Here is a 13,521-nt window from a genome sequence, read left to right as displayed (position 1 = left end):
CCCGCAGCCTTTCTTCGCCTCCGGCTGGCTGCGGGACGTCAGTCGATATGCTCGACTCTGCCCCCCGCAGCCTTAGATAATCGATTCATCAGCGCGAGGCCGATGCCGTCCGTCGGGCAGCCCTCTGCCCAGATGACCTCCGCGCCTCGCTCGTCGAACTCGCGCAGCACGGCGTACAGCGACTGCGCCGCCGTCTCCGGCGCCGCCAGCGAGCCGCAGGCGAGCACGATGTCGGCCCGATAGGCCGCCGCCGTCTCCTCGTAAGCGAGGATGCCGACGCGCCGCCCCCGGCCGCGAGCCTCGTCGGCCGCAGCCTGGACGGCCGCGCGCACCCGCTCGCGATCGCCGGCGATCAGCCGCATCTCGCCGCGCGGAGCGTAGTGCGCGTACTTCATGCCGGGCGAACGCGGGGCGGCGGCAGGCGCGGCCGCTGCGGAGGCCGGAGCGGTCGGCGGCGCCTCGGCAAGCTTTGCGGCAGCATCCCTGGCAAGCGCGCCTTCTCCAGAAGCGCCGCCAGGGCTTGAGCCCATCCCTTCCTCAAACGCTTGCGCCGGATCGGCGTGCCCGCCCGCGCCGTCCGCCTCCAGCAGCACCTTGAAGCCCGCGGCCCGCAGCTGCTCCGGCGTCACTCCGCCCGGCCGCAAGATGCGGACCGAGTCCGGACCGGCGCATTCGACGACGGTCGACTCCAAGCCGACGCCCGTCGGCCCGCCGTCCACGATGCCGGCGATGCGGCCGCCGAGGTCTTCCTGCACATGCTGCGCGGCCGTCGGGCTCGGACGCCCCGAGCGGTTCGCGCTCGGGGCCGCTACCGGACAGCCGGCCGCGCGGATGAGCCGCAGCGCCACCTCATGGTCCGGCATGCGCACGGCGACCGTATCCAGCCCTGCGGTCACGCGCGGAGATACGGCGCCGGGCACGGCGCGCAGGACGAGCGTGAGCGGTCCCGGCCAAAACCGCTCCGCCAGCCGGCGCTCCGCCTCGCCGAGCGGCCGGACGAGCCCGCGCAGCTGCTCCATCCCGGCGATATGCACGATGAGCGGATTGTCGGACGGACGCCCCTTGGCCCGGAACACCTGCTCGACCGCCTCGGTGCTGCGCGCGTCGGCTCCCAGCCCGTATACCGTCTCGGTCGGAAAGGCGACCGTCTCCCCGGCAGCCAGCAGCGCGGCCGCCTCGTTCAGCTCGGCCTCCGTCAGCGCCCCGCCCTCCGCAGAGGGCCAGCGCTTCGTCGGCCGGTTCGTTTCGTGAAGCTTGTCAGACATGCGATCATCCCATCCATCCGCTGCATTTTGCATGGTACCAGTATACCCTTCATCGCCGGCTCCGTCCAAGCTCGCCCCTGCAGCGGCGAGGGCCGCGGCAAGCGAAAACCAAGGCAGCGCTTCGCGATCCGCAGCGGAAAAACGACGATCGGCCGACGCTGCGCTCGGAACCGGAACCGAAAAGGCCGGACTCCGCGACCGCGGCGCCCGACCTCATTTTCCTTTAGGCGAACAAGCCGCGCAGGAAGGCGAACAGAGACTCCAGCAGCTCCCATACGAAAAACTTCGCTTGCGGAGCCTCGCCCGGCTCCGCCGGGGCCGCTGCCGTCGTCTTGGCTCCATCCTGTACGGATGCGCTCGCCTGCACGGCACCGCCCTTGGCGGCGGCCGCTTCCGCCTTCGGCACGGCCTCGCCGGAGTCCGAGTCGACAAAGCAGAGCGGCGGGAACAGCACGCACCACCAGTTCTGACCGTCGCCTGCGCCGAGCGTAATCCGCAGCGCTTCATAGTCCCCGGCGGGATACACCTTTTCCCCGTAGATCTTGGTCGGGAATTCCGCAAGGCCGAGCTCGGCCTTGAAGCCATAGTCGAAGCCGCGCGCCTGCAGCTTGCGGGCTACGACCGCTTCGATGTCGCCCATGCGGGCCTGGAGCGCCGCGCGGGCTTGCTCGATCGTCTGCGGGCCGGCGGCCCAGCCGTTCATCTCGGCGACGACCGCGTCGCGGACAGCGCGCTTGACGGCCTGGTCGACCGCCGAATCCGAATTCGCGAGGATGCGGAGGCGGATCGCCTCGTTCGGAATTCCGCCCGGCGCGATCGCCGCGTTTTCCCGCACGGACTCCCAGCTCATGAGCAGCACGGCCAGGCTGACGAGCAGGTACAGGTGAGAGAGGCGGAACGGGAAGCGGTACGCGTGCGGCGCAGCGGCATAAGGGCGGCGGACGGAAGAATAGGAAGAAGTGCGGGATACGGAAGAATAGGAAAGGGATGATCCAAGCATGACACAAGCTCCTCTCGGGCACCCGTCGGCACCGCCGCTTGCGTTCCGGAACGCTTTCTACCTTCAGTATGTCCGCCCGCGATTCTTTTAAACTAGCAGATTGAAAAAGAGATTCGAGTCCGGCCCGGCTCCCAGGCTAGCGGGTGCGCGCCGCCACGACATGGCGCTCGATGCCGCCGTAGTCGGTCACGATCCGGATGTCGTCCCACCAGCCGAACGCCCCCAGCAGGCCGGCGACTTGCCGGGACTGGCCGATGCCGAGCTCGAAGGCGACGATGCGCGGAAGAGACGCCATGCCGCGCAGCTGCTCCGCCATCCGGCGGTACGGGTCCAGCCCGTCCGCTCCGCCGTCCAGCGCGAGGCGCGGCTCGTAGTCCCGCACCTCCGGCTGCAGCCCGGCCAGGTCCGCAGCCGGAATATAGGGCGGGTTGGACACGAGGATGTCGACCGCCAGCCCCTCGAACGGCGAGCCGCTGCCCGGGAGGACAGGGGCGAGCAGATCGCCTTCCGCGAAGCCTCGCGCCGGGGCTCCGAGCCTCTCTGCATTGGCGCGGGCGACAGCCAGCGCCGCCGCCGACAGGTCGGAGGCGTACACCTGCCAGCCCGGACGCTCGGACGCCAGCGTCAGCGCGATCGCGCCGCTGCCGGTGCCGACGTCCAGCGCGATCGGCCCGGCGGGCGGCACGGCGCGGGCCGCGCCATGAGCGGCGCTCCCCGCCTCGCCGCCAGTCCCGGCCGCAGCGCCGTTTTGCCCCGAAGCCGGCGGATGCTCCGCCGCACGGGCAGAGCCCTTCGCCTCCGGCCACAGCCGGTCGGCCGCCTGCAGCACCGCCTCGACGAGCAGCTCCGTCTCCGGCCGCGGGATGAGCACGGCCGACGACACGGCGAACGCCCGCCCGTAGAACCACTGCTCGCCGGCGATATACTGCGCCGGCTCCCCTCGGCCCTTGCGCCGGATCGCGTCGGTCCACGCCGCTTCCCGGTCCGCCGGGAAAGGCTCGCGCGCCCCGAGCATCAGCTCGGTCCGGCTGCGGCCGAGCACATGCTGCAGCAGCAGCGAGACATTGTCCTCCGGCTCGTCCACGCCGCGCTCCGCCAAATAGCCCGCCGCATGGCGCTTCGCCTCGGCGATCGTCGCTGCCGCAGGCAGCCGGTATTCCCTGGCTGACTCCATCTCCTCCCGAAGCGCAGCGCCCTCCGCTGCGTCCTTCAGCTCCCGATGCTCCATGCCCGCCGCCCCTTTCCGTTTCCCTTGTCCTTTAGAATTCGACTCCGGCTCCGTTCCGCCCGAACGCTCGAGCGAGGAGTCCTGATCGCAAAAAAGCCCCTCCCGGACGGGAGAAGCTTTTTGCTTCGCTTGCGCGCCTGCTCGGATCATCGCCGCCGGCCTGCGCCGTCAGATGCTCCGGGCGGCTTCGATCAGGCGAGGTTTTCCTTCTCCAGCAGCTCCGCCTGCTCCGCCACCGACAGCGAGTTGATGATCTCCGTCATGTCGCCGTTCATCACGGAGTCGAGGCGATGCAACGTCAGGCCGATGCGATGGTCCGTCACCCGGCTCTGCGGGAAGTTGTACGTGCGGATGCGCTCGCTGCGGTCGCCCGTGCCGACCTTGCTCTTGCGCTCGCCGGCGATCTTCGCCTCTTCTTCCTGGCGATGGATGTCGTAGATGCGGGCGCGCAGCACCTGCAGCGCCTTGGCCTTGTTCTCGTTCTGCGACTTGCCGTCCTGGCAGGTCGCCACGATGCCGGTCGGCACATGCGTCACACGCACGGCCGACTTGGTCGTGTTGACGGACTGGCCGCCCGCGCCGCTCGAGCAGAACGTGTCGACGCGGATGTCCTTGTCGAGAATCTCGACCTCGACCTCCTCGACCTCCGGCATGACCGCCACCGTCGATGTCGACGTATGGATGCGCCCCCCGGACTCCGTTACCGGAATGCGCTGCACGCGATGCGCGCCGCTCTCGAACTTGAGCTTGCTGTAGGCGCCCTTGCCGGAAATCTTGAAGATGACTTCCTTGAAGCCGCCGAGATCGCTCTCGCTCGCGTCCATCAGCTCGACGCGCCAGCCCTGGGATTCCGAGAAGCGGGTGTACATGCGGTACAGATCCGACGCGAACAGCGCCGCCTCGTCGCCGCCGGCCGCGCCGCGGATCTCGACGATGACGTTTTTGTCGTCGTTGGGATCCTTGGGCAGCAGCAGGACGCGCACTTCCTCGGCAAGCTGCTCGAGGCGCGCGCCGAGCTCCTCGAGCTCCATCTTGACCATCTCGCGCATCTCGTCGTCGAGCTTCTCCGCCTGCATCGCCTTGGCGTCCTCGTACTGGGCATGCACTTGCTTGTATTCCGTATAGGCGTCGTATGCGCCCTGCAGATCCGACTGCTCCTTGGAAAGATCGCGCAGCCGCTTAGGATCGCTGGATACATCCGGATCGCACAGCAGCTCGCTCAGCTTGTCGTATCGGTCGGCCAGCGCTTGTAATCGGTCCAACACCAGACTTCACCTCTGTATGGGATTGCGTATCGTAGGTTCTTGGATAAATGCCTTGCCCTTCATTATACCATATATGACGGGAGAACATAAACGGTCATGCGAAAAGCCCCGCGGGAGCCGGGGCTCCAGCGAGGCCGAGTCTCGTCCGGCGCCCGGCCGTCCTAGACGTTGAAGCGGAAGTGCATGACGTCGCCGTCCTGCACGACATACTCCTTGCCCTCGAGGCGCAGCTGGCCGCGCTCGCGGGCGACGTTCATGGAGCCTGCGGCGACCAGGTCGTCGTAGGCGACGACCTCGGCGCGGATGAAGCCGCGCTCGAAGTCGGTGTGGATGACGCCGGCCGCCTGCGGCGCCTTCATGCCCTTGCGGATCGTCCAGGCGCGCACTTCCTGCACGCCGGCCGTGAAGTACGTGTACAGGCCGAGCAGCTTGTACGCGCTGCGGATGAGGCGGTTCAAGCCCGACTCCTGCATGCCGAGCTCCTCGAGGAACATCGCCTTGTCCTCGCCCTCGAGCTCGGCGATCTCCGCCTCGACCTTGGCGCTGATCGGCACGACCTCGGCGTTCTCGGCCGCGGCGAACTCGCGCACGAGCTTGACGTACGGGTTGCCCTCGGCGTCCGCCACCTCTTCCTCGCTCACGTTGGCCGCGTACAGCACCGGCTTCATCGTCAGCAGATGCAGGTCGCGCACGAGCACGCGCTCCTCCTCGGTCAGCTCGACGCTGCGCGCCGCGCGGTCCTCGTAAAGCGCCGCCTTGAGGCGCTCGAGCACCTCGACCTCCTGGGCGTACTGCTTGTTGCCGCCCTTCATGTTCTTGCGCGAGCGGTCGATGCGGCGGTCGACGGAGTCGATGTCCGCGAGGATCAGCTCGAGGTTGATCGTCTGGATGTCGCCCAGCGGATCGACCTTGCCGGAGACATGGGTGATGTTCTCGTCCTGGAAGCAGCGCACGACGTGGACGATCGCGTCCACCTCGCGGATATGCGCGAGGAACTTGTTGCCCAGTCCCTCGCCCTTGCTCGCGCCGGCCACGAGGCCCGCGATGTCGACGAACTCGAAGGCGGTCGGCACGGTCTGCTTGGGCACGACCAGCTCGGTCAATTTATCGAGACGCTCGTCGGGCACTTCCACGACGCCGACGTTGGGGTCGATCGTACAAAACGGATAGTTGGCGGACTCGGCTCCCGCCTGGGTGATTGCATTGAAAAGCGTCGACTTCCCGACGTTCGGGAGACCGACGATGCCGCATGAGAGCGCCAATGGGAACAACTCCTTCACATTCTCTGAATCATCTAGGTGCCATTATACATGACGCGGGCGCAATGATAAAGGAAAGCGCTCAGCCGAGCCGCCTCCCGGCCCGGCCGCCGGGGCCGTCTGCCGGCTGCGCCGCGAGGATGCCGTCCAGCCGGAACGTGCGCGGGAGACGCTTCTCCCGGTCGAAGCCGTAGACGTAGTCGGCCTCCACCCGCGCCAGCCTCACGAGGCGGCGCGTCAGCCGTCCGTCCGCGTCGGCATAGATCAATTCCACGTCGCGTCCGATCCATTTGCGCAGATTCATTGCGGGCCGCTCCCTTCGCGATCAAAAAAGAACATACATTCGTATATTGATTATATACCCGAATGTACGTTCTTATGCAAAGGGAATTTTTGGCGGCCTCGCCTGGCCTTACGGCTGCTCCTGCAGCCCTTCCAGCTCCTCCAGTCCATCCTCGCCGAGAGCGTCCAGCAGTCCTTGGTCGGCCGGCATCACCTCGGGCGCGTCTTTGGCTTCATCCGGCACGACGACCGGCTCGGCCTCGTTCCAGCCGCTGTAGCCGAGCGTGAACGTCTGGCTCAGCCGGGAAGGGTTGCCCGGATCGTACTCGATCGAGACGTCGGCCGTCGCTTCCAGCCGGGTCAGCCGTCCCGTCGCCTCGTCGAAGCGGAGGCGGTAATCGAGCGCGTTCACTTGGATGGAATCCCGCACGCGCGCCTCCATGTCGTCGAGTCCCATCGTGCTGCGCAGCAGGTCGCGCACGAGCGCCTCGGCCGCCTCGTCGCTGCCGCTGCCCGCGTAGACGAGCACCTGCTCGCCGTTCTCGAGTCCGCTGCGGAACGCGGCGGCATGCTCGGCGATCTTCTCGATCTCCTTGGCCGGGGCGATCTGGAAATCGGACAGCGTCGCCTTGATCTTGGGCACCTCGTCCGCCAGCATGCGGCTCCACGCTTCGTTGGAATAATCGTACATATAATAGCCGCTGTCGGTCAGGTAGGAATCGAGCGTCGACGACTCGCCCATGTAGTCGTTCACCGTCTTCTGCATGAGGGCGAGCGGCTGCACGATGATGCGCCCCTCGTTGGTCATCGACATGGACGTCGTCTGGCCGTCCGTCTCCATGTCCTGCTTGAGCTCCATGGACAGCTCGAGGCTCTTCGTGTCCGCCATCGTCTCTGCGGCGCGGCCGAGCACCTGCTCGGCGCTCGGCGCGCCTTCCTCGGCGGGCGCCGAGGCGGCTTGCTTCGGCGTGGCCGGCTGCGGCGTGGCCGCTCCGTCTCCGCCTGCGTTCGAGCAGCCTGCCGCGAGCAGCAGGGCGAGCAGCCCGGCGGCGAGCGCGGTCCGGCGCAGCGGACCCGCCTCTGGGCGAGCGGCCGACGCGGTATGTGGTTGTTCCTTGCGGAATGGAATCGGGGTCGGATTCATGCTGCACTCTCCTTTCCTGATGAAGCCTGCTCCAAGCCTGTCCGGCAACGGGCCGTGCGGCCGCGCCTGCATCTTCGCCCTCCCGCCGAACCATACTACCGGCAGGGGAGGTGAACAGCGATGGAGAACAAGACTCATCAAGGTAACTATAAAGGAACGGCCTCCATGCATGCAAAGAACCAAAGTATGGAATTCGTCAACGATGTCGTGGAGGATGTCAAGTCCGTGACCAACTTCACCGGCAAGAAAAAGAAGAAGACGGACTGAGGATTCCCCCGTCCGTCCGCCTCGGCGCAAGCGATGAAACAGCGGCGGCTCCAGACCGGAGAGCCGCTGTTTTTCTATGCATTCCATATTTAGGATGGATCATCTATGATGGAGTTGAAAACGATAGAAAAGGGGTCTTGATATGAAAAAGCTCCATCGGCCGGCGGTCGTGATCATCCTGCTCCTCTCCCTGTTGTCCCTGCCGTTGTCCGCTTCCGCTCACTCCGGGAGAACCGACAGCAGCGGAGGGCACAACTGCTCCGAGAAATCGATCCGAAAGGGCTTGTGCACCGGCTATCACTATCATAACGGCGGCAGCTCGTCCAGCGGGTCGTCCAGCAGCTCGTCCAGCGGGTCCACATCCTCTTCGACCGCGGCATCCTCCAAAAAGTCCACGACGGTCCGGAGCGTGATCGCGAATGAAGCCAAGCCTCAGGCTCATTGCACGAAAGTAAGCGATGTACTGACCGGAAGCTCGTCGCAGTATCGGTACTATGAACGGATTTGGGACTGCCGGAAATCGACGGACAGCGGCGCCAAATACGAAGAGACCTCCCTTTCGCTTTATGTAGACGAAAAACTCGCCGCCCTGGACAAAGGCATCGTCAGCCTCCAGCAGACGAATTATATTTCGCTGAGGGACTTCTCCCGCCTCTTCGGGTTCAGCCTCGACGTCGCTAAGACCAAAGTGTCTGTCGTCAAGCAGAAGAAGACCGCGTTCGAGATTGAAGCGCAAACGCGGAAAATCAACGGAAGCGCGGGGTTCTCCGGATTCAAGGCCATTCAAATCGAAGGGGCTTATTACGTTCCCCTGCGTTACGCAGCCGGCATGGCCGGGGCATCCATTGTTTCCGCGGACAGCCGGAGCATCGAGCTTTCCACGAAGCGCTGACCTCCTCGAAGAGCCCTCATTCTTCGCGCATCGAGCCTTCCCTTCGGGAAGGCTTTTTTCACACCCAGGCGTCCTTGCTGTAGCCGCGCTCCTCCCAGTAGCCGGTATGCTCGCCGGAGATGAGCTCGATCCGGCTCAGCCATTTGACCGACTTGTAGGCGTACATGCGCGGCACGACGAGCCGCACGGGGCCGCCGAGCGGGCTCGGGATCGCCTGTCCGTCATGCAGCACGGCGACGAGCACGTCCTCCTCCATCGCCTGCTCCAGCGTCAGCGAGTCGGCGTAGACGCCGTCGCCGGAGTAGAGCTTCACCGTCCGCGCTCCGCTCCGCACGCCCGCCTGCTCCAGCAGCCTCCGCAGCGGGATGCCTTCCCAGGTGTTGGAGTAGACCGACCAGCCCGTCACGCAGTGGAAGTCGCTGACCTGCACGTCGCGCGGCAGCCGCACGAACTGCTCCCATGTCCAGCTCTCCGGCCGGTCGACGAGGCCGTCGATGCGGAACGACCAGTCCGCGTTGGTGAACGTCGGCAGCGGCGTCACGGTATAGACGCGGAAAGTCCCCTTCGCCCCGCCTCCGGGCAAAGGAATCGAGCCCGGCTGCGGCTCCGGCGCCGGCAGCAGCCGATTGCCGTCTTGCCGGGCAAGCTCGCCCGCCGAGCTGCCGCCCATGGAGCCGAGCGCGCGGCCGGCCCATTGCAGGAACGACGGCCCTGCGGCGACGGCCAGTCCCGCGCCGATCGCCGCGCGCAGGAAGGCCCGCCGGGTCAGCAGCGGCGATGGCGCGGCGGCCGGATGCAGCCCGCCGCGGCCGGCCGAGCTGCTCTCGGGCGGCTTCACCGTGCGGCGGGCCGGCTCCTTGAGCCACTTGAGCCGCGTGATGGAATGGTACGCGATGTACGGCAGGCCGATCCAGGTGAGCGCGTCATGGACGAGCAGGGCGGGATTGGCCCAGCCCGGACCGAGCAGGCGATGCGCCCACAGCGCGAGGCCGGATCCGATCCAGCCGGCGAGCAGCGCCAGCACGAGCGCGACGTTGGCCCGCTGCCCCGGCTTGCCGCGCAGCTGCCTCCAGTGCTTCGGCAGCAGCAGGATGTAGCCGGTGATCGGCAGCAGCAGCGCGAGTCCAAGTCCGATATGGGCTCCCTTGAGCCAGACCCGGCCCTCGCCGAGCACGCCCCTCCACCAGCCTCCAAGCAGCATCAAGCCCGACAGCGCGAGCAGCAGCACGAGCCAGCCGTTCCACGAATGGAGCCAGGCGAGCTTCCGCCCATGCCGCCGTCGCCATGCCGCGAGCATCCCCTTTACGCGTCCGCGCATTTTGCTGCACCCCTTTCTTTCGGCAAGCTTCTCTTCCTGATGGACAACGACGGACGGCATGAATCGGATCAGGACGGCCAAAAAGTCCGCCCCTCCTCTCCTTCAGCCAGGAAAAGCGGGGCGGACTTCACGTTCCGGCGATCATGGCGATCCGCCGCTTAAGGATTGATGAACACCGTCTTCAGCTTCGGGCTGTAGACGACCGAGAAGCCGAGTCCCTGGGCGACGGTCGCCAGCGGCACATAGGTCTTGCCTTCGGCGCCGACCTTCTGCATGTAGGCCGGAGAGCTTACCTTGACCGGCGCGCCGTCCACGGTCACCGTCGGCGATCCGATCTTCACGCCGACCGTGCGGGAGCCGTACTTGATGTTGGCGGTCGACGTCTTGGCATCCCATGCCGTCGTCGCGCCGACGGCGTTCACGATGTCCTGGATGGCGACATAGTTGACGCTTTGCTTGAGCACCGGCTTGTACGGCGTGTTCAGCGCCTTGCCGGAGACGTAGATGCTCATCGGCGAGCCGGCTGCCGGAGCGGCAAGCTCCGTATAGGAGCCCCACACCGCGCGGCCGAACTCCCCGGCGATGACGGCGTAGCCCGCCTGCGTCGGATGGAAGTCGCGCGCGGACACCATATGCGTAAGCATGCCTTCGCGGCCGGCGAAGTCGTCCGCGACATGCACCGCCGTCACATTCGCGCCCTTGGCCTTGTAGCCGGCGGCCAGCGCGTCGAGGTTGGCCGTGAACGCGGCCGTCGCCTTGTTCAGCTTGGCGTACAGATCCTTGCCCGCCAGCATCGGCACCGGCTGGTATTGATCCGCGATGTAGAGGCGCAGCGACGGGTTGACCGACAGCAGCGCGTCGATCGAAGCCGAGACGTTGAGGCTGTACTGTCCCAGCAGCTCGGCGACCTTGGCCTCGAGCGCCTCATCCGTCATCGAGGCGGCATCGTTCAGCAGCGAGGAGACGTCGTTGCCGCCGATCGTCACCGCGACCGCGTCGGCGCCGGCCAGCTCGGCCCGGATCTCGGACGCCTTCTGTCCGAACTCGTCCGCGCGATAGTCCGGCAGCCCGCTCTGAATCGCCTCTCCGGCGATCGGCTGGCCTGCGGCCACCGCTTGGGCGAACGCTTTCAGCCCTTCGGACTTCAAGCCGACCAGGCCGTAGTTGGCCAACGAAGCGCGGCCGTGAAGCAGCGACTGCTCGTACAGGCGGTCCGCATAGCCGTACGGCTGCTGCTTCGCATAATCGACGTTCGGCTCGAATCCGGCCGTAATGGAATCTCCCAGCGCCACCAGCTGGAACTCCGCGGCAGCAGCCGGCGGCGCGGCCGACGCCGCGGCGGCTCCGGCGACGCCGGGAGCGGCCAGCAGCAGGGCCGCGAGGCCCAGCTTCGCCGCCCAAGCGGCTTGTCTCTTGCTATTCATCTAGGATCGGCTCCTCTCGTCTACCATCTTCCCTCCTATTCTATCATCGCGGATTTAGAGATGGATAGATTGGATCGTCCTGGAAACGAAAAAAAGCCTCCCTCGCCGTCTCATGCGGCGAAGAAAGCTCTCTGTCCGCCCGTCCCGCTGCAGGGGACGGCCCGGGATCAGTTGCGGATTTTGCGCAGCAGCATCATGATGCCGCCGCCGAGGAACAGGATCGCGATGACATAAAAGACGAGCTTCAGCGTGCCGACGAACAAGTCGAACAGCCCGCCGATGCCGAAGAACAGTCCGACGAGAATGAGCAGAACGGCCAGAAACGGCATGGAGCGATTCCCCCTGTCTGGAGTCGATTTTGGTTGTTGATCGTCTTTAACCGGATCGGCCGTTCATGAAGCTGGAAAAAGATCGGCGAGCGGCCGCGGAGCGGCGTCAGCTTACCTCACACTCCCTTGACAGTCCAGCGGCCGATGAAGTATTCTGGTTCCACAACCGCATAAATGCGCATCCTTTCGTATATCCTGAGCAATGGGGCTCAGGGTCTCTACCGGAAACCGTAAATTTCTAGCTACGAAAAATAGGCCCTCGGCGTATTTTTCGCGGCTATTTTTTTTGACCAAGGAGTGGTAGCTGCTATGTCCCCAACGATCCTAATTCAGAACGCTCAGATCGTGACGATGAACCGCACCGAGGAGATTATGCACGGCGACCTGCTCATCCAGGGCGACCGCATCGCGGCGATCGGTCCGAGCCTCGATCCGTCCCAGGCGGACCGCGTCATCGACGCGAGCGGCCGCGTCGTCATCCCCGGCTTCATCCAGACGCACATCCATCTGTGCCAGACGCTGTTCCGCGGCAAAGGCGACGACCTCGAGCTGCTCGACTGGCTGCGCAAGCGCATCTGGCCGCTCGAGGCGGCGCATGACGAGGAATCCATCTACTATTCGGCGATGCTGGGGCTCGGCGAGCTGCTGCAGAGCGGCACGACGACGATCGTCGACATGGAGACGGTCCATCATACGGACTCGGCGTTCCAGGCGATCGCGAAGAGCGGCATCCGCGCCCTCTCCGGCAAGGTGATGATGGACCGCAAGGGCGCCGACATCCCGCTGCCGCTGCAGGAGGAGACGGAAGCGTCGCTGCAGGAGAGCGTCGACCTGCTCGAAAAATGGCATGGCCACGACAACGGCCGCATCCGCTACGCCTTTTCGCCGCGCTTCGTCATCAGCTGCACCGACGAGCTGCTGCGCGAGGTCGCCCGCCTGTCGGACCAGTATCAGGTCAACGTGCATACGCACGCCTCGGAGAACCAGGGCGAGATCGAGCTCGTCGAGCAGATGACCGGCATGCGCAACATCGCCTATCTCGACCACATCGGACTCGCGACGGACCGCCTCATCCTGGCGCACTGCATCTGGCTCGACGACAACGAGAAGCGCATCATCCGCGAGCGCGGCGTGCATGTGAGCCACTGTCCGGGCTCCAACATGAAGCTCGCCTCCGGCTTCGCGGACGTGCCGGAGATGATCGACACGAGCATCAGCGTCAGCCTCGGCGCCGACGGCGCTCCGTGCAACAACAACCTCGACATGTTCAACGAGATGCGCCTCGCCGCCCTCATCCACAAGCCGCGCCACGGCCCGACGGCGATGGACGCGCGCAGCGTGTTCCGCATGGCGACGATCGGCGGCGCGCGCGCCGTCGGCATGGCGGACGAGATCGGCAGCCTCGAGGTCGGCAAAAAGGCCGATCTGGCGATCCTCAACCTGAACCAGTTCCATACGTTTCCTTCGTTCGACGTCGATCCGATCTCGCGCATCGTCTACTCGGCGACCCGGGCCGACGTAGAGACGACGATCGTCGACGGCCGCATCGTCATGGATCGCGGCGTCATGCTCACCGTCGATAAGGACGTCACCCTGCATGAGGCCGACCGCGCGATCAAGCGGCTGCTGAAGCGCAGTCCGATCCAGGCTTAGCGGAACCGAGTAACGGAACGACAAGGCCCGCCCCTTCCGGCGGGCCTTTTTGTGCATGCGCGACCGAATATCGCGATACATGAAGTCAATTTCGACATTTCTCGCACTCATCTTCTTCGATATGAATAAAATTGCACCCGAAATCCGAGCTTTTTCCCCGTCCTTTCCCCATGCGCCTCGATGATACGATGAAGC

At 65.7% G+C, this 13,521-nt stretch carries 12 protein-coding genes and 1 riboswitch; of the genes, 2 read left to right on the top strand and 10 right to left on the bottom strand.

All coding sequences use genetic code 11. From position 1 onward, the window contains the following. Positions 1 to 38: 38 nt before the first annotated feature. The 7 genes from H582_RS0113645 to H582_RS0113615 form a co-directional block, all read right to left on the bottom strand. Positions 39 to 1,265 (bottom strand): L-threonylcarbamoyladenylate synthase, encoded by a 1,227-nt coding sequence (locus H582_RS0113645; RefSeq protein ID WP_228551733.1) that lies wholly within the window; start codon positions 1,263 to 1,265, stop codon positions 39 to 41. Between the two features lie 223 nt (positions 1,266 to 1,488). Continuing rightward, on the bottom strand, positions 1,489 to 2,265 hold the full coding sequence (spoIIR, locus tag H582_RS0113640; RefSeq protein ID WP_084137269.1) for a stage II sporulation protein R: 777 nt from the start codon (positions 2,263 to 2,265) through the stop codon (positions 1,489 to 1,491). Between the two features lie 136 nt (positions 2,266 to 2,401). After that, complete coding sequence (locus H582_RS0113635) at positions 2,402 to 3,493, bottom strand: N5-glutamine methyltransferase family protein (protein ID WP_228551735.1); 1,092 nt, start codon at positions 3,491 to 3,493, stop codon at positions 2,402 to 2,404. Between the two features lie 191 nt (positions 3,494 to 3,684). After that, on the bottom strand, positions 3,685 to 4,758 hold the full coding sequence (gene prfA, locus H582_RS0113630; protein ID WP_028598953.1) for a peptide chain release factor 1: 1,074 nt from the start codon (positions 4,756 to 4,758) through the stop codon (positions 3,685 to 3,687). A gap of 161 nt (positions 4,759 to 4,919) precedes the next feature. Beyond that, positions 4,920 to 6,020 (bottom strand): redox-regulated ATPase YchF, encoded by a 1,101-nt coding sequence (gene ychF / locus H582_RS0113625; protein ID WP_028598952.1) that lies wholly within the window; start codon positions 6,018 to 6,020, stop codon positions 4,920 to 4,922. A 79-nt stretch (positions 6,021 to 6,099) separates the two neighbouring features. After that, positions 6,100 to 6,321: a WYL domain-containing protein gene (locus tag H582_RS0113620; RefSeq protein WP_028598951.1), complete on the bottom strand. Its 222-nt coding sequence runs from the start codon at positions 6,319 to 6,321 to the stop codon at positions 6,100 to 6,102. A 108-nt stretch (positions 6,322 to 6,429) separates the two neighbouring features. Then, positions 6,430 to 7,443: a DUF6612 family protein gene (locus tag H582_RS0113615; protein ID WP_028598950.1), complete on the bottom strand. Its 1,014-nt coding sequence runs from the start codon at positions 7,441 to 7,443 to the stop codon at positions 6,430 to 6,432. 409 nt (positions 7,444 to 7,852) lie between these two features. Here H582_RS0113615 and H582_RS30150 point away from each other — a divergent pair, with 409 nt between their 5' ends. Next, a complete protein-coding gene (locus H582_RS30150; RefSeq protein WP_052333246.1) occupies positions 7,853 to 8,602 on the top strand; it encodes a YHYH domain-containing protein in 750 nt (249 codons plus the stop codon). A 58-nt stretch (positions 8,603 to 8,660) separates the two neighbouring features. On the opposite strand, the gene H582_RS0113600 is transcribed toward H582_RS30150, so the two are convergent. The 3 genes from H582_RS0113600 to H582_RS31955 form a co-directional block, all read right to left on the bottom strand. Next, entirely contained in the window at positions 8,661 to 9,920 is a 1,260-nt protein-coding gene (locus H582_RS0113600) for a molybdopterin-dependent oxidoreductase (protein ID WP_127464408.1), read from the bottom strand. Between the two features lie 158 nt (positions 9,921 to 10,078). Further along, the gene (locus H582_RS0113595; protein WP_028598948.1) at positions 10,079 to 11,344 is read right to left on the bottom strand and encodes a stalk domain-containing protein; all 1,266 of its coding nucleotides are present in this window, start codon (positions 11,342 to 11,344) and stop codon (positions 10,079 to 10,081) included. A gap of 167 nt (positions 11,345 to 11,511) precedes the next feature. Continuing rightward, a complete protein-coding gene (locus tag H582_RS31955) occupies positions 11,512 to 11,673 on the bottom strand; it encodes a hypothetical protein (protein ID WP_153784460.1) in 162 nt (53 codons plus the stop codon). A 166-nt stretch (positions 11,674 to 11,839) separates the two neighbouring features. After that, positions 11,840 to 11,938, top strand: a riboswitch (purine riboswitch). Between the two features lie 44 nt (positions 11,939 to 11,982). On the opposite strand from H582_RS31955, the gene H582_RS0113585 reads away from it, so the two are divergent. Then, positions 11,983 to 13,326, top strand: a complete 1,344-nt coding sequence (locus tag H582_RS0113585; protein WP_043111314.1) for a 5'-deoxyadenosine deaminase — start codon at positions 11,983 to 11,985, stop codon at positions 13,324 to 13,326. Positions 13,327 to 13,521: the final 195 nt, after the last annotated feature.

It is taken from the genome of Paenibacillus pasadenensis DSM 19293, from assembly GCF_000422485.1.
Taxonomy (GTDB): Bacteria; Bacillota; Bacilli; order Paenibacillales; family Paenibacillaceae; genus Paenibacillus_O; species Paenibacillus_O pasadenensis.
Note: the sequence above shows the minus strand (reverse complement) of the source record. Positions and strands in the feature narration are given on the sequence as shown.